At 66.8% G+C, this 24,475-nt stretch carries 30 protein-coding genes; 11 read left to right on the top strand and 19 right to left on the bottom strand.

The window, feature by feature from the left end; genetic code table 11:
• Positions 1–52: 52 nt before the first annotated feature.
• The 9 genes from AC51BJ_RS18730 to AC51BJ_RS18690 all read right to left on the bottom strand — a co-directional run bounded on the left by AC51BJ_RS18730 (position 53) and on the right by AC51BJ_RS18690 (position 5,537).
• Positions 53–346, bottom strand: a complete 294-nt coding sequence (locus AC51BJ_RS18730) for a type II toxin-antitoxin system RelE/ParE family toxin (RefSeq protein WP_496281233.1) — start codon at positions 344–346, stop codon at positions 53–55.
• Positions 343–567 (bottom strand): addiction module protein, encoded by a 225-nt coding sequence (locus AC51BJ_RS18725; protein ID WP_496281232.1) that lies wholly within the window; start codon positions 565–567, stop codon positions 343–345. The genes AC51BJ_RS18730 and AC51BJ_RS18725 overlap by 4 nt, the downstream gene beginning before the upstream one ends.
• Before the next feature lie 113 nt (positions 568–680).
• The gene (locus AC51BJ_RS18720; RefSeq protein ID WP_496281231.1) at positions 681–938 is read right to left on the bottom strand and encodes a hypothetical protein; all 258 of its coding nucleotides are present in this window, start codon (positions 936–938) and stop codon (positions 681–683) included.
• A 119-nt stretch (positions 939–1,057) separates the two neighbouring features.
• Positions 1,058–2,035 (bottom strand): IS481 family transposase, encoded by a 978-nt coding sequence (locus AC51BJ_RS18715; RefSeq protein WP_496281230.1) that lies wholly within the window; start codon positions 2,033–2,035, stop codon positions 1,058–1,060.
• A 206-nt stretch (positions 2,036–2,241) separates the two neighbouring features.
• The gene (locus AC51BJ_RS18710) at positions 2,242–2,571 is read right to left on the bottom strand and encodes a hypothetical protein (RefSeq protein ID WP_496281229.1); all 330 of its coding nucleotides are present in this window, start codon (positions 2,569–2,571) and stop codon (positions 2,242–2,244) included.
• 127 nt (positions 2,572–2,698) lie between these two features.
• Positions 2,699–2,998, bottom strand: coding sequence for a hypothetical protein (locus tag AC51BJ_RS18705; protein ID WP_496281228.1), 300 nt, complete (start codon positions 2,996–2,998; stop codon positions 2,699–2,701).
• A complete protein-coding gene (locus tag AC51BJ_RS18700) occupies positions 2,995–3,372 on the bottom strand; it encodes a hypothetical protein (RefSeq protein WP_496281227.1) in 378 nt (125 codons plus the stop codon). Before AC51BJ_RS18700 ends, AC51BJ_RS18705 begins: the two co-directional genes overlap by 4 nt.
• 275 nt (positions 3,373–3,647) lie before the next feature.
• Entirely contained in the window at positions 3,648–4,388 is a 741-nt protein-coding gene (locus tag AC51BJ_RS18695; protein ID WP_496281226.1) for a toll/interleukin-1 receptor domain-containing protein, read from the bottom strand.
• A 261-nt stretch (positions 4,389–4,649) separates the two neighbouring features.
• Positions 4,650–5,537, bottom strand: a complete 888-nt coding sequence (locus tag AC51BJ_RS18690) for a LysR family transcriptional regulator (RefSeq protein WP_496281225.1) — start codon at positions 5,535–5,537, stop codon at positions 4,650–4,652.
• A gap of 95 nt (positions 5,538–5,632) precedes the next feature.
• Between AC51BJ_RS18690 and AC51BJ_RS18685 the strand changes: the two genes are divergently transcribed.
• The 4 genes from AC51BJ_RS18685 (at position 5,633) to AC51BJ_RS18670 (ending at position 8,543) form a co-directional block, all read left to right on the top strand.
• Entirely contained in the window at positions 5,633–6,457 is an 825-nt protein-coding gene (locus tag AC51BJ_RS18685; RefSeq protein WP_496281224.1) for a DODA-type extradiol aromatic ring-opening family dioxygenase, read from the top strand.
• Positions 6,454–7,041: a cytochrome b gene (locus AC51BJ_RS18680; RefSeq protein ID WP_430432766.1), complete on the top strand. Its 588-nt coding sequence runs from the start codon at positions 6,454–6,456 to the stop codon at positions 7,039–7,041. Before AC51BJ_RS18685 ends, AC51BJ_RS18680 begins: the two co-directional genes overlap by 4 nt.
• 54 nt (positions 7,042–7,095) lie before the next feature.
• Positions 7,096–7,671 (top strand): YceI family protein, encoded by a 576-nt coding sequence (locus AC51BJ_RS18675; protein ID WP_496281223.1) that lies wholly within the window; start codon positions 7,096–7,098, stop codon positions 7,669–7,671.
• A 308-nt stretch (positions 7,672–7,979) separates the two neighbouring features.
• Entirely contained in the window at positions 7,980–8,543 is a 564-nt protein-coding gene (locus tag AC51BJ_RS18670) for an antibiotic biosynthesis monooxygenase (RefSeq protein WP_430432764.1), read from the top strand.
• 227 nt (positions 8,544–8,770) lie between these two features.
• Here AC51BJ_RS18670 and AC51BJ_RS18665 read toward each other — a convergent pair whose 3' ends face one another.
• Positions 8,771–9,415, bottom strand: a complete 645-nt coding sequence (locus AC51BJ_RS18665; protein WP_496281222.1) for a histidine phosphatase family protein — start codon at positions 9,413–9,415, stop codon at positions 8,771–8,773.
• Between the two features lie 409 nt (positions 9,416–9,824).
• Between AC51BJ_RS18665 and AC51BJ_RS18660 the strand changes: the two genes are divergently transcribed.
• From AC51BJ_RS18660 to AC51BJ_RS18650, 3 genes are all read left to right on the top strand, one after another.
• Entirely contained in the window at positions 9,825–10,331 is a 507-nt protein-coding gene (locus AC51BJ_RS18660; RefSeq protein ID WP_430432762.1) for a TRAP transporter small permease subunit, read from the top strand.
• A gap of 52 nt (positions 10,332–10,383) precedes the next feature.
• A complete protein-coding gene (locus AC51BJ_RS18655; protein ID WP_496281221.1) occupies positions 10,384–12,048 on the top strand; it encodes a TRAP transporter large permease in 1,665 nt (554 codons plus the stop codon).
• A gap of 113 nt (positions 12,049–12,161) precedes the next feature.
• Positions 12,162–13,769, top strand: coding sequence for a methyl-accepting chemotaxis protein (locus AC51BJ_RS18650; RefSeq protein WP_496281220.1), 1,608 nt, complete (start codon positions 12,162–12,164; stop codon positions 13,767–13,769).
• Between the two features lie 46 nt (positions 13,770–13,815).
• Here the strand turns inward: AC51BJ_RS18650 and AC51BJ_RS18645 are convergent, their stop codons facing one another.
• Positions 13,816–14,631 carry an alpha/beta fold hydrolase gene (locus AC51BJ_RS18645; protein WP_496281219.1) on the bottom strand — a complete coding sequence of 272 codons (816 nt, stop codon included), beginning with the start codon at positions 14,629–14,631 and terminating at the stop codon, positions 13,816–13,818.
• 125 nt (positions 14,632–14,756) lie between these two features.
• Between AC51BJ_RS18645 and AC51BJ_RS18640 the strand changes: the two genes are divergently transcribed.
• Complete coding sequence (locus AC51BJ_RS18640; protein WP_430432758.1) at positions 14,757–15,260, top strand: hypothetical protein; 504 nt, start codon at positions 14,757–14,759, stop codon at positions 15,258–15,260.
• Between the two features lie 18 nt (positions 15,261–15,278).
• On the opposite strand, the gene AC51BJ_RS18635 is transcribed toward AC51BJ_RS18640, so the two are convergent.
• The 7 genes from AC51BJ_RS18635 to AC51BJ_RS18605 form a co-directional block, all read right to left on the bottom strand.
• Positions 15,279–17,003: a cation:proton antiporter domain-containing protein gene (locus tag AC51BJ_RS18635; RefSeq protein ID WP_496281218.1), complete on the bottom strand. Its 1,725-nt coding sequence runs from the start codon at positions 17,001–17,003 to the stop codon at positions 15,279–15,281.
• Positions 17,004–17,082: 79 nt separating this feature from the next.
• Positions 17,083–17,856: a fumarylacetoacetate hydrolase family protein gene (locus tag AC51BJ_RS18630; protein WP_496281217.1), complete on the bottom strand. Its 774-nt coding sequence runs from the start codon at positions 17,854–17,856 to the stop codon at positions 17,083–17,085.
• Between the two features lie 37 nt (positions 17,857–17,893).
• Complete coding sequence (locus AC51BJ_RS18625; RefSeq protein WP_020163331.1) at positions 17,894–18,535, bottom strand: NADPH-dependent FMN reductase; 642 nt, start codon at positions 18,533–18,535, stop codon at positions 17,894–17,896.
• Positions 18,532–19,173, bottom strand: a complete 642-nt coding sequence (locus tag AC51BJ_RS18620; protein WP_496281216.1) for a nucleotide-binding protein — start codon at positions 19,171–19,173, stop codon at positions 18,532–18,534. Before AC51BJ_RS18620 ends, AC51BJ_RS18625 begins: the two co-directional genes overlap by 4 nt.
• Positions 19,170–19,829: an SDR family NAD(P)-dependent oxidoreductase gene (locus AC51BJ_RS18615; protein ID WP_019915384.1), complete on the bottom strand. Its 660-nt coding sequence runs from the start codon at positions 19,827–19,829 to the stop codon at positions 19,170–19,172. Before AC51BJ_RS18615 ends, AC51BJ_RS18620 begins: the two co-directional genes overlap by 4 nt.
• A gap of 33 nt (positions 19,830–19,862) precedes the next feature.
• Entirely contained in the window at positions 19,863–20,201 is a 339-nt protein-coding gene (locus AC51BJ_RS18610) for a hypothetical protein (protein WP_304005523.1), read from the bottom strand.
• 44 nt (positions 20,202–20,245) lie between these two features.
• Positions 20,246–21,229, bottom strand: a complete 984-nt coding sequence (locus tag AC51BJ_RS18605; protein WP_496281215.1) for a quinone oxidoreductase family protein — start codon at positions 21,227–21,229, stop codon at positions 20,246–20,248.
• Positions 21,230–21,395: 166 nt separating this feature from the next.
• Here AC51BJ_RS18605 and AC51BJ_RS18600 point away from each other — a divergent pair, with 166 nt between their 5' ends.
• From AC51BJ_RS18600 to AC51BJ_RS18590, 3 genes are all read left to right on the top strand, one after another.
• Positions 21,396–22,163 (top strand): ParA family protein, encoded by a 768-nt coding sequence (locus AC51BJ_RS18600; protein ID WP_019915387.1) that lies wholly within the window; start codon positions 21,396–21,398, stop codon positions 22,161–22,163.
• Positions 22,160–22,372, top strand: coding sequence for a hypothetical protein (locus AC51BJ_RS18595; protein WP_496281214.1), 213 nt, complete (start codon positions 22,160–22,162; stop codon positions 22,370–22,372). Before AC51BJ_RS18600 ends, AC51BJ_RS18595 begins: the two co-directional genes overlap by 4 nt.
• 61 nt (positions 22,373–22,433) lie before the next feature.
• A complete protein-coding gene (locus AC51BJ_RS18590; protein WP_496281213.1) occupies positions 22,434–22,937 on the top strand; it encodes a hypothetical protein in 504 nt (167 codons plus the stop codon).
• A gap of 8 nt (positions 22,938–22,945) precedes the next feature.
• On the opposite strand, the gene AC51BJ_RS18585 is transcribed toward AC51BJ_RS18590, so the two are convergent.
• Entirely contained in the window at positions 22,946–24,430 is a 1,485-nt protein-coding gene (locus AC51BJ_RS18585; RefSeq protein ID WP_496281212.1) for a diguanylate cyclase, read from the bottom strand.
• Between the last annotated feature and the right edge of the window lie 45 nt (positions 24,431–24,475).

Genomic DNA, 24,475 nt, shown 5'->3' with positions numbered 1-24,475 from the left:
GGCAGCGGGGAGAAAGCCGCTCAGACGGAGACACTCGTCTCCGGTGCGCAGGTCATGACCGTCCTTCGCCGTGCCCGGGATCGCGGCTCTGGTGCCGCACGACCAGCACCTGCAGTCCGTAATCCTTCCTGCAATAGATGACCGCATACGGAAAGCCGACAAGCGGATATGCCCGGCGATCAGCGCCGGTCGGCGTGCCGAGATCGGGGTAGTCGGCAAGAAGCTTCGTTACGCGCTCGAACTCGGCCAGAAGCCGGCCAGCCACACGGCCACCGGCTTCCGACCTGTAGAAGCGGAAAGCATCGGTGAGATCACGATCCGCACCCGGGTGAATCGAAACCTTCACTCCAGTTCCGCACGAAGGCGGGCGAGCGTCTGCTCGACCGGGATGGCCACTGCCTGACCCGATTCAAGCTCGGCGTCCCGCTGCGCGGCCAGCGTATCCCATGCGGCATCACGCGCACGATCCGCATCCAGACTGGCCACCACACGGTCGAGCAGCCTGGCCCGTGCTTCCGGCGCAAGTTGGAGCACTTCTTCGGCAAGGGCTTCCAGCGGACGGGGCATAGCAACCTCCATATTCATCTGCCTAGATTGCCACAACGGAGAACGGTCTCGGACCGGGACAACCGCGGAACCTGAAGGCGGGCGTTGAGAATAACTTCGTACGCACGTGTTCGCTACCGCGTGATCAGCACAAAGGCGGCAATGATCGCCACCGCGACGCACGCGCCTCGCAGCGGATACAGCGACCACGCATTCAGCAGCACGAACAACCCGAGCAGGCAGCGGCCGCCCACGCGCCTGTCTTGCCGAAGCCGGATCAATCTCGCCCGAAGCGCCTCATGCTCACCCGGACGAGCGAAGAACCCGTGGTAGAGCGGCAGGCCGATCAGCCAGATCGCGGCGAAGAAGGCGCACAGGAAGAGCAGAGTCATGTGGGCGGTCACCGTCACGACACGGTGAACGGGACGGAATCAGGATGCATTGTCACCACATCAGGCTCTGCGATCAGTATCGACGAACGTCGGCCGGAGTCATACGCGACAGAGCGCCACTATTCGTAGCGGTACTTGTCGGGTCCCGGATGATTCCTCACTGACTTCTGAAACAGATGAGGATGTGATTGCTGCCAGCGTTTCATCGCCTGGATCGGCGCCTCATGGTTGAGGGCTTTCTGTGGCAGGTGCTGGTTGTACAACCACACGTAGCGCAGCAGCGTTGTCTCCAGGTCTTCTGAGCTGTTGAAATGATGCGAACGCAGCACCTGCTCAATCCGGCCGTTGAAGCGCTCCACCATTCCGTTGGTCTGCGGCGTACGGGGCCGTGTCAGCCGGTGTTCAATACCCAAGGCCTCGCACAGCGCGACGAACTCATGCTGACCACTTGCCTCCTTCATTCGCTTGCCAAACAACCGGTCGGTGAATTCCTTGCCGTTGTCGGTGAGCAGCGTGCGAATCCGGAACGGCGCAGCGCGCGTCAGCGTATTCAGGAAGGACTGTGCAGCGGCAGCCGTCTTGCGGTTCTTGATTGCCACGAACACCCAGCGCGTAGCCCGGTCGATGGCCACGAAGACGTAGCGCCGTGCGCTCTCGTCAGCCATCTGTGGCAGGTACTTCACGTCCACATGCACGTAACCCGGCTCGTAGGCCTTGAACGGCTTGTCCGTGCGTTCGGTCTTGTCAGGCACCGGAAGGCGCGAATGCCCGCGTCGGCGCAACAACCGGTCCAGCGCCGAGCGGCTCATCGCCGGCTCAATGAATTCCCGGACCACGGCGAGCAGATCGTCCAGCGGCAGACGCAGATGCGTGCGCAGGTAGATCACCAGTTCCTCCTGCCCGGCGTTGAGCGTGCTCTGCAGACGATGCGGCGTATGACTGCCGTCGGCGACCGTGTCGCGACTGCGCCATTTGCGGATCGTGTCGCGCGTGACGTTGAACTGCCTGGCAAGCTCGTAATCGCTGCCCGTGGCATTCTGGATCGCCTCGCGAATGGCTGGCGTCGTGGTGGCGTTCTTGTGCAAGTTGATCAGCATGTCGTATCCGGATGAATCCACTGTGCCACGACCGCCGTCAGCACCTCACGGCCGAACAGCAGCGGACGTTTGCTTTTTAGCAGATATTCATCCGGGACCCGACAGGTACTCAATATCCATACCGGCGAAGGATGCGTCCTTGCGGATGACACGGGCACGGGCGTCATGGCTCACCTCAAGCCGTGCGTCCGATATCCACCGAACCGTCACCTTCGGCCCACCGTACTGCGTTCGTGGCGCGGGGTCGTTGTTGGACTCCACCACAAAAAACTCGTTACGCCCCAAAGCTTCCGGTCCTCGATTTCAAGCGTGCTGCGTCCGGGGATGATCGCCATATGTGTATTGAAACCGGTGGTCGCGCCGCAGTCGATCTGGTACGAAACAGCTTTCGACTTCCGATTCGGCGATAGCACCTCGTCCCCGACGCAAATTCCGCACAAGCGGTCATCACCGTTCGACAGAAGTGCCAGCAGTGCGGCGAAGGTGAGTACAGACATCAACATCAGACCGATCACACACCTTTTCCAGAGAGCCATGCATTTTCCCGGGACAAACTGCATGAAGAAAACCACGGACCAGACCACAACTCGGTATCTTGAAAAAGACTCGGGCGATTAAAGACGTTGTCTGTCCCCTATTGCGACCACAGTGCATCGCGTGTGATCACGTGCGAAGGTAGGCGACATAGAACGGAAACCCCGAGAGCGCACACACCATACCCGCGGCAAGCCACGAGGCGCCAAAGGCCGGATACCCGAGCCGTACGAAAGCAAGAAAGCCCAGAAAGGGCGAGAACAGATAAAGCCAGCCCGGTGAAGAGAAGGCCGAAATTTCCGCCCCATCGGGAAAAACCCAACGCAGCAGAATCACCATCCAGCACGCGGGCACGCTCAGTATCAGTGCAATGCCTTGCGGGGTTTCCAGGCCATGTCCATAACGAAGCCATGCACCGCAGAGGTTCATTCCGTCTTCATCCCTACACTGCTAGTCCGTCCAGCTGGACCGAAACGGATCACCAGGACACTTTGCCGCCAGTCCCAGTGGCACTGGCCAAGGCCGTAGCGGAGTGTCTCCGCAGCGCTGTCATCCGGCGCACCAAGCAGCCTGACCACCTCGCCGCGCGTAAGCTTGAGCAGCGTGCCCGTGCGCATGAGCGACAGCGCCATTCCGCCCCGCACACAACCCGGATCATTGAGTTGAACCTGCTCGCGTCGGCTCACCCATTGCTCCGCATCGAAGCTCTCCTCCGGCTCGTGAACGGAAGTGAGGTATCGGAAGCCGACGACAGTCAAGGCTGCGACGGACACCACGCTGGCAAGAAGGAGGGCACTCCGCATGACACGATGGATTCGACAAGAGGCATCCGGAATGTACTTCGGTATGCCTACGTGCTGATCGAAATCAGCCTTTCGGCCGGATGACCGATCAACATGGAAAGTCGTTGGCCGTCTGAGCGGCTGGGCGCCGCAGTCGCCGGCTCGGGCTCTGCGCATGGACTTTGACCGCCCGCCAGCACCACAAGAATCGGTGACGTTCAACGTTTGAATTCACCGGCCTGCGCGGCTTTTCGCGCAGGTCCGGTGGAATGATGGGTTGGGCCGCATGCTCCGTACTACGCGATAAGTTTGTGCTGAATAGCGTAGTGTTTTCCCTTGTCAGTCAGACGGACGTCTTTGTCAGGGTCTTGAGACAGCAGACCTTCGGATTTCGCCTGCTCAATGTATAGGTCAAACATGATCCTGGACATCCGAGCAAGGCCAAGAAGTTCGGCGTAGTTGATGTAATCCACTGCTTGACCCTCAAATTTCTTAACAACGATCTTCATGATTGCCAGCACTCCGTCTCCAACACGATTTGGCGGTGTCGCCGCAACATGAGCGAAGGGATTATTGGCAACCGCAGGTTTTTCAAAGAGCGGAGCGTTATGCAATGTGCGGATTAGTTCATCGAACGAGAATTCGAACTGGTCTGGGCGAGAGAAATCTAGAAATAGCTTGGAACGTAGAAATGTAGGAACGTTGTGTGTGCCGTGCTGACGGATTAAAGGAATAACTTTGTTTGCGTCGATTGTCTTAAGAAGGTCGGCAGTAACAATCATCTTTTCGTAGCCAACTCCACCTGCGCCAGAATTGGCCTTTTCAACGTACTTGTTGGTGCATACCATCAGCACACGATCTGCAGCGAGCAATCCGCGCTCCATGAAATGCGGCAAGCCATCACCCGGCTTGAGATCCCATTGATCGAGAATCGCATCAACTCCGTTGTTTCGAAGTCGCGTTGCGAAGTCGAGAACCCATTTTTTATGGTCTTGACTATCGTGAGAGTAGGAAATGAACGCCTTTGGAATTGCCACTTTTGCTCCTATTGGATAAATGTTTGCCGGCGTTATTTAGCGATTAATGCGGCCCAACTTTGTTTTCTGGCGCAATTCTGCGCCATAACTACGGGCGCCGCCGGGTAAACAGGCGGACGTGATCGTTCTGAAACGGCTTGCAGCGGGGCGTTTCGGCGCGTCATTCCGACATCCATACAGTATTAAAAGCGACAAAAAACCTAACCCCTTCCCTGCAGCCGGAGGAGTCGTCCGGAATGTACCCGAACAGGCTGCTTCCAACTATGCCATCAGCCTTTCGGCCAACCAGTCCATCAGCACCCGGACCCGATGCGGCACATGCCGGTTGCCCGGCAGCACGGCATACACGCCCAGTTCCGGTGTCGCGCAGTCGGTGAGCACCGGAACGAGGCGGCCGTCGGCCAGCCAGGGGTCGAGGATGAAGTCGGGTTGGCAGGTGAGGCCCATGCCGCGGGCGGCGGCTTCGGTCAGGACGTCGCCGTTGCTGGCGGTGAGCGGGCTGCGCAGCGGTACGGTGACGGTGCGGCCGTCGGGCGTGGTGAAGGTCCAGCTCGGCTGGGTGGCGACTGCGGTGTAGCCGAGGCAGGCGTGGTTCGCCAGGTCTTCGGGCGAGGCCGGGGTGCCGTGGCGGGCGAGGTAGTCGGGTGAGGCGACCGCGATCAGGCGGCTCGTGCCGATGCGGCGGGCGACGGTGGCGGGGTCGAGCTTCGCGGTGACGCGGATGGCGAGGTCCATGCCCTCTTCGATCAGGTTCACGCGGCGGTCGTTGTAGTCGATGTCGAGCGTGACTTCGGGATAGCGCTCGGCGAAGTCGAGCAGCAGCGGCGACAGGCGCTTCAGGCCATAGCTCAGCGGCGCGCCGAGGCGGATCGGGCCGCGCGGGGTCTGCCGCTCTTCGGCGATGCCGGTTTCGGCGGCTTCGACCAGGTTCAGGATGACTCGGCACTTTTCCAGATAGGCGGTGCCGGCCGAGGTGAGCGACAGCCGGCGCGTGCTGCGCGCCAGCAGCTTGGCGCCGAGGTGGGTTTCGAGCGCGGCGATCTGCCGGGTGACCACCGAGCGCGCGACGCCCATCTGCTGGGCGACGGCGGAAAAGCTGCCCAGTTCGGTCACGCGAACGAAGAGCTGCATGGCGTCGAGACGGTCCATTGTTGCAATTCCGGCAACGAGTATTTGCAGATTGTCGTCTATTTCGGACAAGCCGGAATGACTAAGCTGCAGTCATCGAATCACGGATGCCTGCCATGAACGCCGCCGCACTGCACACCTGCCCCGCCAGCCTCTTCGTACCGCACGGCGCGCCGACCTTCGCGCTGCGCCCCGGCGCGGCCGGCGCAGCGTTGAAGGCAAAGGCCGACCTGCTGCCGCGGCCGCGCGCCATCGTCGCGGTCAGCGCGCACTGGGACAGCGCCGTGCCCACGGTCGGCACGGCCGACAGGCTGGACACCATCCACGATTTCTACGGCTTCCCGCCCGAGCTGTACGCGATCCGCTACCCGGCGACCGGCTGCCGCGAACTGGCGGGCATCGTCGCCTCGGCCATCGAGGACGACGGCCTGCCGGTGCAGCTCGACGCCGAGCGCGGTCTCGATCACGGCGCCTGGGTGCCGCTGCGCCTGATGTACCCGGACGCCGACGTGCCGGTGATTCCGCTGTCGCTGCAGAGCCGCGGCGGCGCCGAAGGCGCGTACCGGCTGGGCCGGGCGCTGGCGCCGCTGGCCGCGCAGGGTCTGCGCGTGCTCGGCTCCGGCAACCTGACGCACAACCTGCGCGACTGGCAGATCGTCGCCCACGGCGACGGTCGCACGCCCGCCTATGTGCGCGCCTTCGCCGACTGGTTCGCCGAACGGCTGGCCGCCGGTGACACCGAGGCGCTGCTCGACTACCGCCGGCGCGCGCCGGACGCCGTGCGTGCTCACCCGAGCGAGGAACACCTGCTGCCCTTCTTCGTCGCACTCGGCGCGGCGGGCGAAGGTGCGACCGCCGAGCGCTTCCACGCCGGCATCGACGACTATGTGCTGGCGATGGACGCCTGGGCCTTCACCCCTGATCGAGGAGCGCTGCAATGAGCCTGAAGAACACCGCCGCCAACTACGGCCGCATCGCCAAGTGCTTCCACTGGGCGACCGCCGCGCTCTTCCTCGCCGCCTACGTGTCGGTCTATTACCGCCAGTGGTTCACCGAGAAGCAGACGCCGGAAAACATGACCGCGCTGCAGATCCACCTGTCGGTCGGCGTGAGCATCGCCGTCATCGTGGCGCTGCGCGTGATCTGGCGCCTGATGAACCGCGCGCCGGACGACGAACCGGGCACGCCGCTGGCGCACCGCGCCGCCCACCTGGGCCATCTGGCGCTGTACGCGGTGATGATCGTCGCGCCGATCACCGGCTACCTCGGCACCGGCGTGAATACCGATTTCTTCTTCCTGTTCGAGATTCCGAAGTTCGAAAGCACCGCGCTGTTCCAGAGCGTGGTGGCCGAAGGCATGGGACTGGATTTCAAGACCTTCGAGAAGCCGATCGATTTCATCCACAAGGATGTGCTCGGCGCCTGGCTGATCTGGCTGCTCGTACTGGGCCATGCCGCCGCCGCGCTATACCACCACTTCGTCCTGCGTGACCGCACGCTGGTGAAGATGACTTCCGGCGGCTGAGCCGCCCTCACCCTCGCTGCATATATATAGATGTACCCAAACCGGAGAACTGCCATGACCTCGCTGAAAACCCTCATCGCCTCGCTCGCCCTCGCCGCTGTCGCCGCCCCCGCGCTGGCCGCGCCGGAAACCTTCAAGCTCGACCCGAACCACAGTTTCCCGCGCTTCTCGTACAGCCACTTCGGCTACTCGACCCAGCTGAGCCGCTTCGACAAGACCTCCGGCACGATCACGCTGGACCGCGCGGCGAAGACCGGCGCGGTGGACATCACCATCGACACGAAGTCGGTGAGCACCGGTTCGACGCTGTTCAACGAGCACATCCAGGCCGAGGACTTCCTCGATACCGCCCGCTACCCGACCGCCACTTTCAAGTCGACCAAGGTGGTGTTCGACGGCGACAAGCCGGTCGCGGTCGACGGCACGCTGACGCTGAAGGGCGTGAGCAAGCCGGTGACGCTGAAGGTGACCAGCTTCCACTCGATGCCGCACCCGATGACCAAGAAGGACGCCATCGGTGCCAACGCCACGGTCACCGTCAAGCGCACCGACTTCAACATGGGCAAGTACGCGCCGAACGTCGGCGACGAGGTGACCATCGACATCGCGGTCGAGGCGATCAAGGAATAATCGGCGGAAGATGCGCCCGACCGGCGGCCGAGTAGGGGTTCTGTGGGTGGGGCCCTCCGGCCCCGGCAGCGGCCTGAATCGAAGCCTGCGGACGGCAACGGCCGCGTCGCGGTCAGAAGACCGCTCCTACAGGGGTGGTGCGCCTGATCCACTACCCGAGTCTGCGCTGGGATTCTGTGGGAGGGGCCTTCCGACCCCGACTGCGGCGGTGACTTATACGCACTGTCGCGGCCAGGGGCGCGCCCACAGGGCGGAGACATCTGCGCCACTGTTAGCTGTCAAACGTCATACCGATAACGGAGATCATCATGAGCGCCGCACCACCGCAAGCCCATGTCACCCGCATCGCCCGCCGCCGGGCACGGGTCGGGTTCGAGGTCGAATACGAAGCGCTGATCCGCGAAATGTTCGCGGCGATGCGTCAGGCGCCTGGCTTTCTCGGCGCGCAGATGATCACGCCCGAGCAGCCGGGCGGCGACTACCAGGTGATCGCGCATTTCCGCTCGGAGGCGGATCTCAAAGCCTGGGACGAGAGCCCGGCGCGTGCGGCGCTGCAGCCGCGGCTGTGCGCGGCCGGCGAGAACGAGCCTGAATACCGCGTGGTGACCGGGCTGGAAGCGTGGTTCGGTCCGCAGGTGGTGGCGCCGTCGGCTCATCCGCCGCGCGCACGCATGGCGCTGGTGACCTGGATGGGCATCTTCCCGACGGTGTCGCTCTTTCTGTGGCTGGTCGCGCCCTGGCTGACGCCGCTGCCCTTCCTGCCGCGGGTCGCGCTGCTGACCGCGCTGATCGTCATCACGATGACCTGGGTGGTGATGCCCCGGCTGACGCGGCTGATGCGCGGCTTCCTGAATCCGGCGGCAGGCAGATAGCGTCTGTTGTCGAGCTGCGCCCGGCCTTGTGGGAGCTTGCTCGCGATTGCGGCGTAGAACGGAGCCAGCGGCCTGCCGAAGCCCCATCGCGACCAGAGGTCGCTCCCACGAAAGCAGTCCCGGATCACTGTCGGAGGGGGGTGTAGTGGGAGCGGGGTTCTGGTGGGAGCGAGCTTGCTCGCGATTGCGGGGTCGATCGAAGCCGATGGCTTGCAATGCCGCGCCACTTACGCCGGCAACTCGTCCAGCGCGCCGTCGAGGTGGGTCTGGTCGCCCCAGCGTTCGATGCGCCAGCCGCCGGCGTCGTGCGCGATCCAGTTCAGCGCGCAGTTGGCGATGTCGAAGTCGCGTTTGCCGGTCAGCGGCAGGCCACGCACGCGGCGGGCGACGATGTCGAGCACACCGCCGTGCGTCACCAGCAGCAGCGTGTGGCCGGCATGGCGCGCGCGCAGCGTTTCGACCAGTCCCCAGATGCGTGCGTCGAACTGCAGCAGGCTTTCGCCGCTGCCACCCGGAAACTGCGCTGCCGGCTCGCGCGCCTCGAAACGGTGGAAGTCCTCCGGATGGCGCTCGCGCGCCTCGGCATAGGTCAGCCCCTGGAAGGCGCCGTAATGGCGCTCGCGCAGCGCCGGCTCCGGCATGACCGGCTGGCCGCGCGGCACCGCGATGCGACCGGCGGTCACCCACGCACGGCCGAGGTCGGAGCCGTAGAGCGTGTCGATGCGCTCGCCCAGCAGCGCCTGCGCCGTGGCCTGCGCCTGCAGCAGGCCGCGTTCGTTCAGCGGAATGTCGATCTGGCCCTGCACGCGGCGGTCGACGTTCCAGGTGGTTTCGCCGTGGCGGACCAGGCAGATGCGGGTGGTGGCGGTCATGGAGCGATCCTTGTGCGATGCAATATTGTAGGGCGTCGGCAGCTGCTCCGTTCAGCGGCCGCGTCGCGGCCAAGGCCGCTGCCTCCGAGACGCTGCGCCCGATCAAGGAGCGGCGCCTGAGTCCGGGCTCTGTGGGAGGGGTCTTCTGACCCCGACTGCGGCCTGAATCGAAGCCCGCGGACTGCCGCGGCCGCGTCACGGCCAAGGCCGTTCCCACAGAGACGGCGCGCCCGATCACGGAGCGGCGCTTGAGTCCGGGTTCTGTGGGAGGGGTCTTCTGACGCCGACTGCGGCCTGAATCAACGCCTCCGGACTGCAGCGGCCGCGTAGGGGTCAGAAGAAACCGCCGACAATGCGTCGCAGCCGCCCCCAGCGGTTACCATCGCGCCTTCACCTCCAGCCCCACGCCATGCGCGCCCTGCTGACGCTCGCCGATCTGACGGACCGACTGAACGAGGCCTGCGGCCGCGTGCTGCCGTGGACCGTGCTGGCGGCGGTGCTGCTGGCGGTCGGCAATGCGCTGGCGCGCAAGTTCGACGCCGGGTCGAACGCGCTGCTGGAGGCGCAGTGGTATCTGGTGTCGGCCGCCTTCCTGCTTGGCGCCGGTCGCGTGCTGAAGCTGGACGAGCACGTGCGCATCGATCTGCTCACCGCGCACCTGTCACCGCGCGGAAAGCTGAAAGCCGACATCGCCGCGCTCGCGCTGACCGTGCTGCCGGTATGCCTGCTGATGCTGTGGCTGTCCTGGCCCTGGTTCCTGTCCTCATGGATCAGCAATGAAGTGTCGGCCAGCGCCGGCGGCCTGCCGCTGTGGCCGGCGCGCATCCTGGTGCCGGCCGGCTTTGCGCTGCTGACACTGCAGGCGCTGGCGCTCATCGTGCGCCGGATCGCCGCGCTGGCGGAGACCGACGCGTGAGCGCCGTCGCACGGGCTGCGCGCCGGTCACGCTGCGAGCAGAGGGGCGTCCAATGACCGCCTGGCTGGCCGCCAATCTGGCCCCGGTCATGTTCTTCGCGATGATCCTGTTCCTGCTGTCGGGGGCGCCGGTGGCGTTCGCGCTCGCCACCTGCGGCATCGTGTTCGGGCTGATCGGTATCGAACTGGGCCTGCTGTCGGCGTCGCTGGTGCAGGCGATGCCGGACCGCGTGTTCGGCGTCATGAGCAACGACACGCTGCTCGCGATCCCCTTCTTCACCTTCATGGGCCTGCTGCTCGAACGCTCCGGCATGGCCGAGGACCTGCTCGACACCGTCGGCCGGCTGTTCGGCACGCTGCGCGGCGGGCTGGCGGTGGCGGTGGTACTGGTCGGTGCGATGCTGGCGGCCACCACGGGCGTGGTCGCGGCGTCGGTCATTTCCATGGGCCTCATTTCGCTGCCCATCATGCTGCGCGCCGGTTACGACGCGCGGCTGGCCAGCGGCGTGATCGCCGCGTCGGGCACGCTGGCGCAGATCATTCCGCCCTCGCTGGTGCTCATCGTGCTGGCCGACCAGCTGAACCGGCCGGTCGGCGACATGTACCGCGGGGCGCTGCTGCCGGGGCTGGTGCTGACGGGGCTCTATCTGCTCTACGTGCTGGGCATGGCCTGGCTGAAACCGAAGAGCGCGCCGGCGCTGCCGGAGGCGGACGACCACGACGCGGCCGAGCGGCGCGGTGTGTGGGCACTGTTCGCGGTGGCGCTGGCGGCCGGTGTCGGCGCCAGCCAGTTGCCGGCGCTGCAGGCGCACGCGGCCGACGCGCGTGCTTTGCTGTCGGTCACCGCCGGTGGCGCGGTGGCCTGGCTGCTGGCGCTGGCGGACCGCCTGCTGCGCCTGAACCTGCTGCCCGATCTGGCGCGCCGAGTGGCTTTCGTGCTGATGCCGCCGCTCGCGCTCATTTTCCTCGTGCTCGGCACCATCTACCTTGGGCTGGCGACGCCGACCGAAGGCGGCGCGATGGGCGCGGCCGGCGCGCTGCTGATGGCGCTGGCGCGCCGCCGGCTCAGCGGCGAGCTGTTGAACCAGGCACTCGACCGCACGGTGCGGCTGACCTGCTTCGTGCTGTTCATCCTGATCGGCGCGCGGCTGTTCTCGCTCACCTTCTACGGCATCGACGGCCACCTGTGGGTCGAGCACCTGCTGCTGTCGCTGCCCGGCGGCCAGACCGGCTTCCTGATCGCGGTCATGCTGCTGGTGTTCGTGCTCGCCTTCTTCCTCGACTTCTTCGAACTGGCCTTCATCATCGTGCCGCTGCTGGCGCCGGTGGCCGAGAATCTGGGCATAGACCTGGTGTGGTTCGGCGTGTTGCTGGCGGTAAACATGCAGACCTCCTTCATGCATCCGCCCTTCGGCTTCGCGCTGTTCTACCTGCGCTCGGTGGCGCCGAAGACGCTGCCCACGCGCGACATCTACTGGGGCGCCGTGCCCTTCGTCGGCATCCAGATCCTGATGGTGGCGCTGGTGCTGGCGCTGCCGCAGCTGGTCACCGCCAACCTCGGCGGCCCTGCACGGGCCGCCGGCAGCGGCGACTACATCGACGACGGCTACGAACGTGCCGACGGCACGCCGCGTCTGCCGGCCGACCACCCGGACGCATCGCTCGAAGCGGCGATCGAGCGGGCGGAGCGCTTGTCCGGCCAGACCGACGGCGACTGAGCGCGGCGCAGGCACCGTCCGTCGGGAATCCGTCCCGCGTCGCCGCTGCGGCGTCAAGTAATGCAGCGCCCTGTCGTGAACCCTTCGTCCATAGCGAACAGAAGGGCTTTCCCGTGAAGATATCCACTCGCCTGGCACTGATCGTGTCGTGCTCCGCCGTCGGTCTGGTGCTGATAGGCGGCATCGCACTGAATGAGATCCGCTCGACCATGATGGCCGAACGCGAGGCACGCATCGTCACGCTGCTCAAGCTGTCGACCGGCATCCTGCAGCGCTATCACGAGCAGGAGAAAGCCGGCACGCTGACGCGCGAACAGGCGCAGGCGCACGCCCGCGAGGCCCTGCTCGGCCTGCAGAGCGACGATCACTACATGTTCGCGCGCAGCGCCGACGATGTGCTGCTGGCCCATGTGCGCAAGGAAAAGCTCGGCCAGAAGGACAATGGTGGCGTGGCCCCGGACGGCCGCACCAACACCGACGTCTACCGTGAAGCGCTGGCCAAGGCCGACCCCGCCTTCGTCACCGTACCGGCGAAGAAACCGGGGGCCAGCGAGGCGCTGCCGAAAATGAACGGCGTCACCCATTTCGCACCCTGGGGCTGGACCCTGGGTACCGGCTTCTTCGTCGATGACATCGAACAAGCCTTCAAGTCCTACGCACTGACGCTACTGGTCATCGCGCTGGCGGTCATTGCAGCGACGGTGGCGCTGACCATCACCGCCTCGCGCCGCATCTTTGCGCAGATCGGCGGCGAGCCGGAGGTCGCGATGCGGGCCGCCACCGAAATCGCCGCCGGGCGACTCGACGTGGCGATGCCTGCGGCACGCAACGGCAGCCTGATGCATTCGCTGTCCATCATGCGCGACAGCCTGAAGACCATGATCGGGGGCATCCAGCAGGGGTCGAAGTCGCTGACCGCCGCGGCGTCCGACATCGCCGAGCGCATGCAGCAGATCCGCGAAGCCTCCGGCCAGTCGTCGTCCGCGACCTCATCGACCGCCGCGGCCATCGAGGAAATGACGGTCAGCGTGAGCCAGATCGCCGACAGTGCGCGAGACTCGGAGAACCACTCCAGCCGCTCGGCCGAACTGGCCATCGTCGGCGAACAGCGGGTGCAGTCTGCCGCCGGCGCCATCGAGGACGTGTCACGGCAGGTCACCGACGCGTCGGAGCGCATCGGCGAACTGGCCGAACGCTCGCGTCAGATCAGCGGCATCGCCAAGACCATCAAGGAAATTGCCGAACAGACCAATCTGCTGGCGCTGAACGCCGCGATCGAGGCGGCACGCGCCGGCGAACAGGGCCGCGGCTTCGCCGTCGTCGCTGACGAAGTGCGCAAGCTCGCCGAGCGCACGACGCAGGCAACGGGCGAGATCGCGCAGACCATCGCGGCGATCCAGACCGACACCGACGCCGTCGTGCACAGCATGGAAGCGGTGCGCCCGCAGATACAGAAGGGCGTGGCACTCGCCGGCGAGGCCGCGGCAGCGCTGCGCAGCATCAACGACGGCGCGACCGAGGCGCTGCACCAGATCCGCAGCGTCGCTCACGCAACCGCGGAACAGACGCAGGCCAGCAACAGCATCGCCAGCAACGTCGAACGCATCGCACACATGGTCGAGGAATCCGACCACTCGGTGCTGGCCGCTGAGCAGACGGTGCATCAGCTCAGCGCACTGGCCACCGAACTCGATTCGACCATCGCCCGCTTCCGCGTCTGATCGCGGTCAGCATCCCCCGCAGGCAAGGTCGGTGATCGCCGGAGGCTCACCGACCTGTGCCGCGCTCGATCATTTCGAGCACCGCCCGCGCGCACGCCTCCGGCGCCTCCATCGGCACCAGGTGGCCGGTCGGCAGTTCCATCCAGTTCGCACCCCAGAAGCGGCGGTTCTGTTCGCGACCGGCGAGGCGGGTTTCTTCGGAATGACTGCCAGTGATGAAACCGACTGGCGTACCGCGGGCGCGCAGCCGGCGCACGGCGAGCAGCGCGTCACGGTGCGCGATCGTGGCGTACACGTCGCGCTCGGTTTCGCGCGGGATGGCCAGCGTGACGCCGCCGCCCGGGTGCTCGTGCAGGCCGGCACGGATGAAGTCGTCGAGCACGCCGGGTGCCCAACGCTGCACGAAATCCTTGCTGCCCAGATGGGCGCGCGCTTCCTCGCGCGACGTCCAGTGGTTGCGCCGACGCGCCGCCACCGGCGCCGGACCGAGCTTCCAGGTGAGTCCGGTCGCCTTGGCCGCCGACACCAGCGTCGCCCGCCAGCCGAGCACCATGGGCGAGTCGATCAGCACGACCTGCGCCACCCGCTGTGGCAGCCGCGCTGCCGCCATTGCCGCGAGATAGCCGCCCATCGAATGCCCCACCAGCACCAGCGGCCCATCGGGCAGCGCCTGGATGCACTCCATCACCTGCGCCCGCATGCGCCGCCAGCCGTGACCGGGGCGGTGCCGCGCTTCCGTGCCTATGGTGTCGATCGCGTCGACCGTCCAGCGCGTCGCCAGCAGATCGAGAAAGGCGCGGTAAACGCCCGCCGGGTAGCCGTTTGCGTGCAGGAAAAGCAGCCGGGAAGACGGTATGTTCATTGGATCGGAAGCATAACGCTGGCCGGCAGAATGCTCCCTGCGGCCGTTTGAGTCATGTCAATGTTGCGGCGCGGAATCCAGCGCAGACTGGTTATAAACAACCCACCAATCGGAAGGAAGACATCATGAAAAGAGAATGGGCAGTCATCGCGCTCTCCCTCTGTATGAGCGGCCCGGTATGGGCCGACGCGTCGGGCAAGCACGCCGGCGCCGACCACCCGGCCGAGGCCGTCAAGGGCAAGAAGCCGGCCAATGTCGCCGCCAAGCCTGCGCTGCCGCCCGGAGTCAGCACGAAGTCGAAGAAGGTGCATGCCGGCTACGAACACCCGGCGGTCGAAGGGCATGACCAGCACGTGCCGACCGCGGTCGAGAATACGCCGGCCTTGCCGCCGGGCGCCACCACGGCAACGCACAAGGTGCACGCCGGCCAGGAGCATCCGGCCGTCGAGGGCCATGACCAGCATGTGCCGACCGCGGTCGAGAACAAGCCGGCCTTGCCGCCGGGCGCCACCACGGCCACCCACAAGGTGCACGCCGGTTACGAACACCCGGCGATCGAAGGCCATGACCACCCGCTGCCGTCGGCCACCGAAAGCCGGCCGGCCTTGCCGCCGGGCGTCAAGCCCTGAACCGGCGACCGGCGGCGCTCAGGCGCTGCCGGCTGCCCGCTCCGCATTGATCAGCCGTGCGCCCGTGTCGGCATCGACGCCGACACGGGCGAGCACATGCACCCCCATCTGCAGCGCCGCTTCGAGCGCTTCGGGAATCACTTCGCTGGCCCCCGCCGCCATCAGTTCGCGCGCATGTGCCGCATCGCGCGCACGCGCGATCAGCGGCAGCGCCGGAAACTCCGCGCGCAGACTGCGCACGACATGACGGGCCGCTGCCGTGTCGTCCATCGTGACGACGATGGCGCGCGCGCGGCCGGCGCCGAGGTGATGCAGCAGGGACGGGCGGCCGGCATCGCCGACAATGACCGGTCGCCCCTGCGCGTGATGTTCGGCCGCCGCCGACACGTGGCGCTCGATCGCCACCCAGCGCACGTCGGCGCGGTCGAGCAGGCGCGCCACCAGCTGGCCGACGCGGCCGAAGCCGGCGATGATGACCATGTCCTCGTCGGCTTCGTCGTCCGGCAATGACACGGGTGCGTCGGCCTCGCGCGTGTCGAGCTTCTGCCGCAGCACGCGGCCGGCCCGCGCCGCCAGCGGCGTCAGGAACATGCTCAAGGTCACCACCAGCAGCATGAAGTTGCCGACCGCGCCGGCCAGCACACCGCCGGCGATGGCCACGCCAATGACGATGAAGCCGAATTCGCCGGCCTGGCCGAGCAGCAGCGCCGCCTCGGCCGCCTCGCCGCGACTCAGGCCGCTGCGCCGGAACAGGCCGTACATGGTCGCGCTCTTGATCGCGTACAGGCCGAGCACCGAGGCGACCAGCCAGCCGGCGTCGCCGGCCGCCTGCAGCAGATCGAGGCTCATGCCGACCGACACGAAGAACAGGCCCATCAGCAGACCCTTGAACGGCTCGATGGCGAGCAGCGCGGCGTGCCGGTATTCGGTTTCGGCCAGCATCAGGCCGGCGAGGAAGGCGCCGAGCGCCATCGACAGACCGGCGGCGCCGGTCAGCGCCGCCACGCCGAGGGTGGCGAACAGCGTCAACGCCATGAAGCTGTCGGCCTGGGTGGTGACCGACACGCGCCGGAACAACGGGGTCAGCACGAGGCGTCCGAATAACAGGATGAGCGCCACGGCCGCCGCCGCCTTCAGCAGCGCGGTCAGCATCAGCATCAGGAAGTGTCCGCCACCGCCCTCGCCAGCCATCAGACCGAGCAGGATGAGCAGCGGCACGACGGCGATGTCCTGCAGCAGCAGTACGGCAAAACTCATGCGGCCGACGGTGGAGCGGGTCTGACCGGATTCGGCCAGCAGCTGCATCACCACCGCCGTCGACGACATGGCCAGGCCGAGGCCGAGCACCACCGCCGTTTCCTCGCTGTGGCCGAAGGCCAGCGCGACCGCGCCGATCAGCGCACCGCAACCCAGCCATTGCGCGCTGCCGACACCCAGCACCCAGCGGCGCAGCGACCACAGCTGACGCGCCGGCAGTTCGAGGCCGATCACGAACAGCATGAACACCACGCCCAGTTCGGCCAGCACGCGCACGCCCTCGCCGTCCGCGATGGTGAGCCAGCGCAGCCAGGCCTGGTCGGCCGCGATGCGGCCCAGTCCGTTCGGCCCGACCAGCGCACCGATCACCAGGAAGGCGACCACCTGGCTCACCCGCGCACGGGCGAGCAGCGGCATCACCAGGCCGGCGATGGCGAGGAACAGCAGGATGGGCTGCAGATGAGGCAGGCCGGCGTGGGCGTCCATTGTTTCAGGATGCCTTGGCGCACGGCCGGCCGTATTGACGCAGGTCGGTCGGCGCGCGGCGATTCATGCCGCGGCCGCCTTACTCGGTCGGGGCGTACACGTTGGTCAGCGTGCCGACGCCGCTGACAGTGACGTCGACCGTGGTGCCCGGCTTCATCGGCAGCACGCCGACCGAAGTGCCGCAGCAGATCACGTCGCCCGGCATCAGCGTCATGTCGCGCGAAATGCGCGACACCAGCTGCGCCGGCGAGAAGATCATGTCGGTCACCGGGTAGCGCTGACGCTCGCGGCCGCCGACCGTGGTGACGATTTCGGCATCGGCCGGCAGCGGATCGGTCGAGATGACCGGGCCGAAGCAGCCGAAGCCGTCGAAGCTCTTGGCGCGCGTCCATTGGCCGAAGGACGGGTTCTTGTCCACCAGCTCGAGCGCGCTGACGTCGTTGATGCAGGTGTAGCCGAAGATGGCGTCGGCGGCCTGTGCCTCGTCCAGATTGCGCGCAACCTTGCCGACGACGACGCCCAGTTCGCCTTCGTAGAACACGCGGCCGTCGAAACCGGCCGGCTTCGGGATGGGCTGCTGGTGCCAGTTCAGCGCCTGCGGCGAGCGCACCAGGTAGAGCGGATCTTCCGGAATCGGGTGGCCGGCCTTTTCCACAGCGGCGCGGATGTTGTGCACGATGATGACCATCTTCGGCGGCAGGCAGGGCATCAGCCACTCGATGCCCTCCAGCGGCACGGTCTCACCGGTCGGTACCGGGTTGGCGAACAGATCGCCGTCCATCAGTTCGACCGCATCGCCATTGATGCGGCCCAGGCGTTCGGCGCCGTTATGGCGCAGGCGCAGGTATTTCATGTCTCTTCCGGGCTCGTGTTTGTTGTGATGAAAAACTTCAATCGCGCAGGCGCGAGGCGACATCGACCAGACGCGCGACCGTGCGGCGCAGCATCTGCTGCATCCGCTCGTCGGCCAGGCCGCCTTCCGGCGTGAAGGCCGAAGCGGCGTTGCCGACCGCGATCTGTTCCGACAGCACCAGCGCGCCGACCGACTGCAGCACCGCGCGCAGGTGCACCAGGCCGCGCAGGCCACCGAGCGCGCCGGGCGAGGCAGCGCCCAGTGCGACCGTCTTGTTGGCGTAGGGCACGGTGCCCGCTTCGTCGCCGGCCGGGCGCGACACCCAGTCCAGCGTGTTCTTGAGCACGGCGCTCATCGACCCGTTGTATTCGGGCGATGCGATGAACAGGCCGTCGTGCGACTTGAACAGTTCCTTCAGCGGACGCACGCCCAGCGGCAGCCCAGCCGAAGCTTCGAGATCGCCGTCGTACAGCGGCAGCGGATGGTCGCGCAGATCCATCAGCGTCGCCTCGCCGCCCGCCTCCTCGATCGCGCGCGCAGCGGCGATCGCCAGCTTGCGGTTGAAAGACGCCTCGCGCGTGCTGCCGGCGAACACCAGGATGCGCGCCTTGGCGCCATCCAGCTCGGAACTGTCGCGGACGACTGCGAGGCTCTTGCTGTTGCGTGTCGAGTTGTTCATGGGGAATCCAGCCAATCGATGATGGGTTGCCACTGTTCGCGGTCGGTCTGCGCGCGCGAGCGCGACAGGTCGAAAATGCTCATGCCGTGCGCAGCCGTCTGCACATACAGCTGCGAGTTGCGCAGATAGGCCAGCACCGGCAGTTCGAGGCCGGCGCAGAAACGCTCCAGTTCGTGTGCGGCGCGGGTACGGGTGTCGACCCGCATGCCGACGATGCCGATCTTCACCTTGTTCGCGGCGACCCGCTTGTGCTCGGCCAGTTCGGTCAGGAAGTCGCCGGTGGCCAGAATGTCGAAGATGGAGGGCTGGACCGGAATCAGCACGCGGTCGACCATCTTCAGCATCGCCTCCAGCCGCTTGCCGCGCAGGCCGGCCGGCGTGTCGAGCACGACATGGGTGGTGCCGCGCGGCGGACGGGCCGGCTGTTCCGGCTCAAGTTCCCAGGTGGAGATCGGCGCCAGCAACGGCGAGCGCATGCCCAGCCAGTGACGGGCCGACTGCTGGCGGTCGATGTCGCCCAGCATGACGCGCGCGCCCTGGGTGGCCCAGTGACCGGCAACATTGGTGGCCAGCGTGCTCTTGCCGGCGCCACCCTTTGGGTTGGCGATCAGCACGCTGCGCAGCACCCGCTCCGTCATGACAATACGATCTCGCGCGCAAACTGGCCCGGCGGCTGCGCGTGCAGCGTCCAGAACGCGTCGGCCACGCGGGCGGCGTCGAGCAGGCTGCCTTCGCGCAGCACGCCGGCGATGGTGACGATGGCGGCATGCACGCCGGCCGGGGACAGTTCCTGGTGCAGGCTGAACACGAGGTTGCGCAGCGCCGCCTTCTGCACCGACAGCGAGGCGGCGGCGGCAACCGGCTCCATCGCCAGGCCGCCGCCGGTGTACAGGATGCTGCCCTGGCCGGTTGCCCGCATCGCCGGCAGCACGGCGCGTGCCGCGGTCAGCGCCCCGAGCACGCCGATGCGCAGGTCGGACGCCAGCGCTTCCGGGTCGAGTACCGACGGTGCGCATTCGCGCGGCACCGAGGCGTTGAAGATGAGCACCTCTGGCGGCGGCATCGCCTGCCGCATGTTCTCGATGGCCGATACGATGGATTCGTCGCTGCCGGCATCGACCACGAAGCCCTGCGCGGTCACGCCGCGCGCGGCCAGTTCGTGCTCGTAGCGCTCGAGCTTGCCGGCGTCGCGCGAGATCATCGCCACGCAATAGCCCTCGGCGGCGAAGCGCCGCGCCACCGCGGCACCGACGCCTGAGCCCATGCCGACGATGGCACACACTTTCGAACCCATAGTTCTCTCCCGACCTGCTGCGCTTCTACGTGTTTACTTGTTCTTTGCTGCGGCACGTGCCGCGGCCAGTGCGCTGCGACGTTCTTCGTCGGCCTGCGCAATGGCCTGCTTCTGTTCGTCGCTCAGTGGCTCGCCCAGCTGCTTTTCGATGCCGGCAGCCACCCGCGCCGACGGTTCGGTGATGCGCCCTTCCGCCGGCATGGCGGCGCGCACCTGCGCTGCCGGCAACTTCGTGATGTCGACCACGCGACGCACGAACTGCTCGTCGATGCGGCGGGTTTCGGCCTTCAGAAAGGCCGTCTGCGCCGGCGTCTGCGCCGCGGCGGGAGACAGGATGCAGCAGCAGGCGAGCAGCGACAACAGAAACTTCATCGAAAAGCGCTCCGAAAGAGGGTGTCGCCGGTGCAGCGGATGCTTCACTGCGGCAACAGGATGGTCGAGCCGGTCGTGCGGCGCGCGGCCAGTGCTTCATGCGCGCGGGCACAGTCGGCTAACGCATGACGCTGCTGAATGTTGATCTGCAGCGTGCCGTCGAGCACGCGGGCGAACAGTTCGTCGGCCGCGGCGACCAGGTCGGCGCGGGCGGCGATGTAATGGAACAGCGTCGGCCGGGTCAGGAAGAGCGAGCCCTTCTGCGCCAGCATGCCGGGTTCGAAGGCCGCAACCGGACCGGACGCGTTGCCATAGCTCACCATCATGCCCATGGGCTGCAGGCAATCGAGCGAAGCCATGAAGGTGTCGCGGCCGATGCCGTCATAGACCACGCGCACGCCGCGGCCGCCGGTCAGCGCGCGCACTTGCGCCGGCAGATCGGCGGGTGCGACGCCGGTCAGCACGTGTTCGCAGCCGTTGGCCTGCGCCAGCGCCGCCTTGTCCGGCGTGCTGACGGTGCCGATGACGGTGGCGCCGAGCGCGCGTGCCCACTGACAGGCGATCAGGCCGACACCGCCGGCGGCGGCATGAATGAGCACCGCATCACCGGCTTCGACACGGCAGGTGCGGCGCAGCAGGTAGTGCGCGGTCAGCCCCTTGAGCATCAGCGCGGCAGCGGTGTCGAAGGAAATGCCGTCGGGCAGGCGCACCAGCCGGTCGGCCGCGATGTTGCGCGCCGTGGCGTAGGCGCCGAGCGGACCGCCTGCGTAGGCGACACGGTCACCGACCGCGACCTCGCTGACGCCGGCACCGACCGCCTCGACCACACCGGCCGCTTCCTGCCCCAGTCCGCTCGGCAGCGGTACCGGATAGAGGCCGCTGCGGTGATAGATGTCGATGAAATTGACGCCGACCGCGTGCTGGCGCACACGTGCTTCGCCCGGCCCCGGTGCGCCCGGCTCGACCGCCTCGTACTGCAACACTTCGGGGCCACCGGTGCGGTGCATGCGTACAGCGAAATCCGTCATGGTCATCCTGCCCTCATGGTGATTGGCGCGGAATTCTACCGGTCATGATCGGGGTCTGTTGCCCTTCGCGTCGAGGCGCGCACGCGCGACGACCGCAATCGGCACGCTTATTGTGCACTGCACCCAATGATTTGGCAGAATGCCTCTTTCGGTCAGGGAGTCCGTCATGCGTCGCGTCGTGTTCAATCAGAAAGGTGGCGTCGGCAAGTCCACCATCACCTGCAATCTCGCCGCCATCAGCGCGGCAAGCGGCAAACGTACGCTGGTGATCGACCTCGATACGCAGGGCAATTCGAGCAACTACCTGCTGGGCAAGGCGGCGGACAGCGTCGAACTGGGCGCCGCCGACTTCTTCGACCAGATCCTGAACTTCAAGCTGACGCCCAAGGACACCACCGAATTCATCACCGACACCGCCCACCCGGGCCTGGCCGTGATGACCGCCAGCGCCAAGCTGGCCGAGCTCGAGAACAAGCTGGAATCGCGCTACAAGATCTACAAGCTGCGCGAGGCGCTGGAAGCGCTGGACCAGTTCGACCACATCTACATCGATACGCCGCCGGCGCTGAACTTCTACTCGCGTTGCGCGCTGATTGCTGCCGAATCGGTGCTGATCCCGTTCGATTGCGACGAGTTCTCGCGCAAGGCGCTGTACCAGTTGATCGACAACATCGAAGAAATCCGCGCCGACCATAACGAGGCTTTGAAGCTCGAAGGCATCGTCGTGAACCAGTACCAGGCGCGCTCCAGCCTGCCGGCGCGCGTGGTGCAGGAACTGCGCGACGAAGGCCTGCCGGTGCTCGACGCGACGCTGTCGCCGTCGGTCAAGGTGAAGGAGTCGCACGAGGCTGCGCTGCCGCTGATCCACTTCGCGCCGTCGCACAAGCTGGCGCAGGAATTCGTCGCGCTGCACACGCTGCTGAACGGCGCGTGAGTGGTTTCGTCGTCGCGCTGATCGCGATCGCGGCGCTGGTGTGGCTGCTGACCGGCGGTCTGCGCCGCCCGCGCGACCGCCCGCATGACGCACACGCGGACGGCAGCGGCCTCCCGGGCAGCAGCAACGATTCGGGCTGCACCCATGTCGGCGAGGGCGGCGGCGATTGCGGTGGAGGTGGTGGCGATGGCGGCGGTGGCGGTGACTGAGGTCGAGCGGGCAGCGGGCGAGCGCTGCGAACTCCGGACGCCCGACGGCGTCTGAGCGGACATGAAACACGGCGCCCTGCTCTTCTCCTTGCTGGCATGTCTGGCCGCAGCGCCGCTGGCGGCCGCGGACAGCTACCGCGCAGTGGTCGAGCTCGACAATGGCTGGCCGCGCGGCTGCGGCACTGCGGTGACGGTGTCTGGCTGGGACATCCGCGTCGTGCGTCAGCGCGACGGCGACGAGGTGAATGCCCGCGTCGAGGTTCAGCCGCCGCCGGGCAATCCTGGACTGCCGGTGCTGGCGCGGCTGGAAGTCGAGCAGTTCCGCCCCGCCATACTGCTGGTCGCACAGGACGGCCGCCTCACGCTGCCCGGCTTCGAGGCCGACAAGCAGCTCGACTGGGCGACGCTGATGCGCAACTTCCTGTTCTTCGGCGGTCGGCTGGTGCTGGGACAGGTCGGCGGCGACGTCGAGCTGCCCTTCAATGGCCCGGCGCCACGCGACGTGACGGGGCAGTACCTGAACTGCGCCGGCGACCTCGCCGCGCCTTTCCGCAACGGCAGCTAAGGCCGCGCTCAGCGGCTGATCGCCGTCAGCACCCAGCCTTCGCCGAAGGAGGTTTCCTCGACCCGCAGTATCCGCCCGTCCATCATGTCGACGTCGAAAGAGCGCCACGGCCGGCTGCGCCGCTTGCTGTCCGCCGCGGCAAGCCAGGCGTCGATGTCGTCGGTTTCGATGCGCGGCCCGATGCGGTGCGTGTAGCAATTTCGCATCAGGTCGGCAAAGCGCAGATCGCCTGCCGGCACGCAGTACATTTCGATGAAAGCGGCATTGGCCAGCACCAGCCGGTCGACCGGATCGAACAGCGCGAAGGCGGTTTCGCTCATGTCTATGCCGGTCAGCAGCTGACGCAGCACGTCCGGCCGCGCGGCCGCCACCGCCAGGTGCGGTGGCACCTCCTCCTCACCGTTCAGCGGACCGTCTTCGGCCTCGCTGCCGCCTGGGCCGGGCAGCACGATGCGGTCGCGACCGGCGTGCTTGGCGCGGTACAGCATCTGGTCGGCCACCCGCATCCACGCCTCGCAGGTGTCGAGCATCGGCGTCAGTTCGGCCACACCGAAGCTGGCGGTGACCACGTGGCCGTCGATCAGCGGTTCGTCGTGCAGGCATCGGCGCAGCCGCGCCATCAGGTCGCGCGCGCCCTCACCGGTGGTGTCCGGCAGCAGGATGCCGAACTCCTCGCCACCATAGCGGCCCGCCGTATCGTTCGCCCGCAGTTCGCGGCCGAGCAGCGCGGCGAAGCGGCGGATGGCCTCGTCGCCGGCGGCATGGCCGTAGCGGTCGTTGATGTACTTGAAATGATCGAGATCGGCCATCACCAGCGTTGCCGTATGCCCGTAGCGACGGTAGCGCGCAAACTCCTTGCGCACCAGCACCTCCCAGTGACCGCGGTTGGCGAGGCCGGACAGTGCGTCGATCCGGCTCAGTGTCTCCAGCGCCTCGCGCTGACGCTGGAGCTTGCGCAGCGCCTGGTTGGTGACGAAGCCAATGGCGATCGGGTGCAGCAGCATCGGCACGCTGGCCGCGACGACGACCAGACTGGACAGCGGCTGCCAGTCGAATCCGTAAAGCAGCACGCCGGCGAACACCCCCACCGCATGCACCAGCAGGCCGCGCAGCATCAGACGGGGGCCGCAGCCGGCGACGCTGTCCATGCTCATCAGCGCGAGGATGAGCAGCGAGGGCACGGCGTTGAAGGCCATCAGCGCGGTCCACGCGCCACCGAAGAAGTGATCGGCCAGCAGGTTGTCGCCTTCGGCGCGGAAAGGATCGCGCGACTGCCGGGCGCGCCACCAGGCCAGGTGCGGCCACAGCAGCGCATGCAGCATGGGGCCGAGCCAGAGCAGCCAGGACGGCCACGACAGGTCGCCGCGCTCGTACAGCACGGCGAGCACCATCGGCAAGCCGAACAGCAGCCCGGCCTGCCGCGCGCGATAGCTGCGCTGCGCGAAACCCAGCTGCGGCGTGTGCTCGCCACCGCCTGCGACAGCGGTGTTCATGCCGTCACCCTGTTCGGGCGCGGACACAACGAAGCATCGGGGGAC

The organism is Methyloversatilis sp. S146-33 (assembly GCF_059552495.1).
The sequence above is the reverse complement of the archived record's forward strand: the minus strand, read 5'-3'. Positions and strand labels throughout refer to the sequence as shown.

What these genes read in the sequence shown, in the direction of transcription:
- AC51BJ_RS18680 (WP_430432766.1), top strand. Translation starts at nt 6,454, where the DNA reads ATGAGCCTGAAGAACACCGCCGCCAACTACGGCCGCATCGCCAAGTGC.
- AC51BJ_RS18705 (WP_496281228.1), bottom strand. Translation starts at nt 2,998, where the DNA reads ATGAACCTCTGCGGTGCATGGCTTCGTTATGGACATGGCCTGGAAACC.
- AC51BJ_RS18675 (WP_496281223.1), top strand. Translation starts at nt 7,096, where the DNA reads ATGACCTCGCTGAAAACCCTCATCGCCTCGCTCGCCCTCGCCGCTGTC.
- AC51BJ_RS18685 (WP_496281224.1), top strand. Translation starts at nt 5,633, where the DNA reads ATGAACGCCGCCGCACTGCACACCTGCCCCGCCAGCCTCTTCGTACCG.
- AC51BJ_RS18665 (WP_496281222.1), bottom strand. Translation starts at nt 9,415, where the DNA reads ATGACCGCCACCACCCGCATCTGCCTGGTCCGCCACGGCGAAACCACC.
- AC51BJ_RS18590 (WP_496281213.1), top strand. Translation starts at nt 22,434, where the DNA reads ATGAAACACGGCGCCCTGCTCTTCTCCTTGCTGGCATGTCTGGCCGCA.
- AC51BJ_RS18635 (WP_496281218.1), bottom strand. Translation starts at nt 17,003, where the DNA reads ATGGACGCCCACGCCGGCCTGCCTCATCTGCAGCCCATCCTGCTGTTC.
- AC51BJ_RS18700 (WP_496281227.1), bottom strand. Translation starts at nt 3,372, where the DNA reads ATGCGGAGTGCCCTCCTTCTTGCCAGCGTGGTGTCCGTCGCAGCCTTG.
- AC51BJ_RS18655 (WP_496281221.1), top strand. Translation starts at nt 10,384, where the DNA reads ATGACCGCCTGGCTGGCCGCCAATCTGGCCCCGGTCATGTTCTTCGCG.
- AC51BJ_RS18725 (WP_496281232.1), bottom strand. Translation starts at nt 567, where the DNA reads ATGCCCCGTCCGCTGGAAGCCCTTGCCGAAGAAGTGCTCCAACTTGCG.
- AC51BJ_RS18710 (WP_496281229.1), bottom strand. Translation starts at nt 2,571, where the DNA reads ATGGCTCTCTGGAAAAGGTGTGTGATCGGTCTGATGTTGATGTCTGTA.
- AC51BJ_RS18605 (WP_496281215.1), bottom strand. Translation starts at nt 21,229, where the DNA reads ATGACGGATTTCGCTGTACGCATGCACCGCACCGGTGGCCCCGAAGTG.
- AC51BJ_RS18610 (WP_304005523.1), bottom strand. Translation starts at nt 20,201, where the DNA reads ATGAAGTTTCTGTTGTCGCTGCTCGCCTGCTGCTGCATCCTGTCTCCC.
- AC51BJ_RS18600 (WP_019915387.1), top strand. Translation starts at nt 21,396, where the DNA reads ATGCGTCGCGTCGTGTTCAATCAGAAAGGTGGCGTCGGCAAGTCCACC.
- AC51BJ_RS18640 (WP_430432758.1), top strand. Translation starts at nt 14,757, where the DNA reads ATGAAAAGAGAATGGGCAGTCATCGCGCTCTCCCTCTGTATGAGCGGC.
- AC51BJ_RS18660 (WP_430432762.1), top strand. Translation starts at nt 9,825, where the DNA reads ATGCGCGCCCTGCTGACGCTCGCCGATCTGACGGACCGACTGAACGAG.
- AC51BJ_RS18720 (WP_496281231.1), bottom strand. Translation starts at nt 938, where the DNA reads ATGACTCTGCTCTTCCTGTGCGCCTTCTTCGCCGCGATCTGGCTGATC.
- AC51BJ_RS18630 (WP_496281217.1), bottom strand. Translation starts at nt 17,856, where the DNA reads ATGAAATACCTGCGCCTGCGCCATAACGGCGCCGAACGCCTGGGCCGC.
- AC51BJ_RS18645 (WP_496281219.1), bottom strand. Translation starts at nt 14,631, where the DNA reads ATGAACATACCGTCTTCCCGGCTGCTTTTCCTGCACGCAAACGGCTAC.
- AC51BJ_RS18625 (WP_020163331.1), bottom strand. Translation starts at nt 18,535, where the DNA reads ATGAACAACTCGACACGCAACAGCAAGAGCCTCGCAGTCGTCCGCGAC.
- AC51BJ_RS18585 (WP_496281212.1), bottom strand. Translation starts at nt 24,430, where the DNA reads ATGAACACCGCTGTCGCAGGCGGTGGCGAGCACACGCCGCAGCTGGGT.
- AC51BJ_RS18670 (WP_430432764.1), top strand. Translation starts at nt 7,980, where the DNA reads ATGAGCGCCGCACCACCGCAAGCCCATGTCACCCGCATCGCCCGCCGC.
- AC51BJ_RS18715 (WP_496281230.1), bottom strand. Translation starts at nt 2,035, where the DNA reads ATGCTGATCAACTTGCACAAGAACGCCACCACGACGCCAGCCATTCGC.
- AC51BJ_RS18620 (WP_496281216.1), bottom strand. Translation starts at nt 19,173, where the DNA reads ATGACGGAGCGGGTGCTGCGCAGCGTGCTGATCGCCAACCCAAAGGGT.
- AC51BJ_RS18615 (WP_019915384.1), bottom strand. Translation starts at nt 19,829, where the DNA reads ATGGGTTCGAAAGTGTGTGCCATCGTCGGCATGGGCTCAGGCGTCGGT.
- AC51BJ_RS18690 (WP_496281225.1), bottom strand. Translation starts at nt 5,537, where the DNA reads ATGGACCGTCTCGACGCCATGCAGCTCTTCGTTCGCGTGACCGAACTG.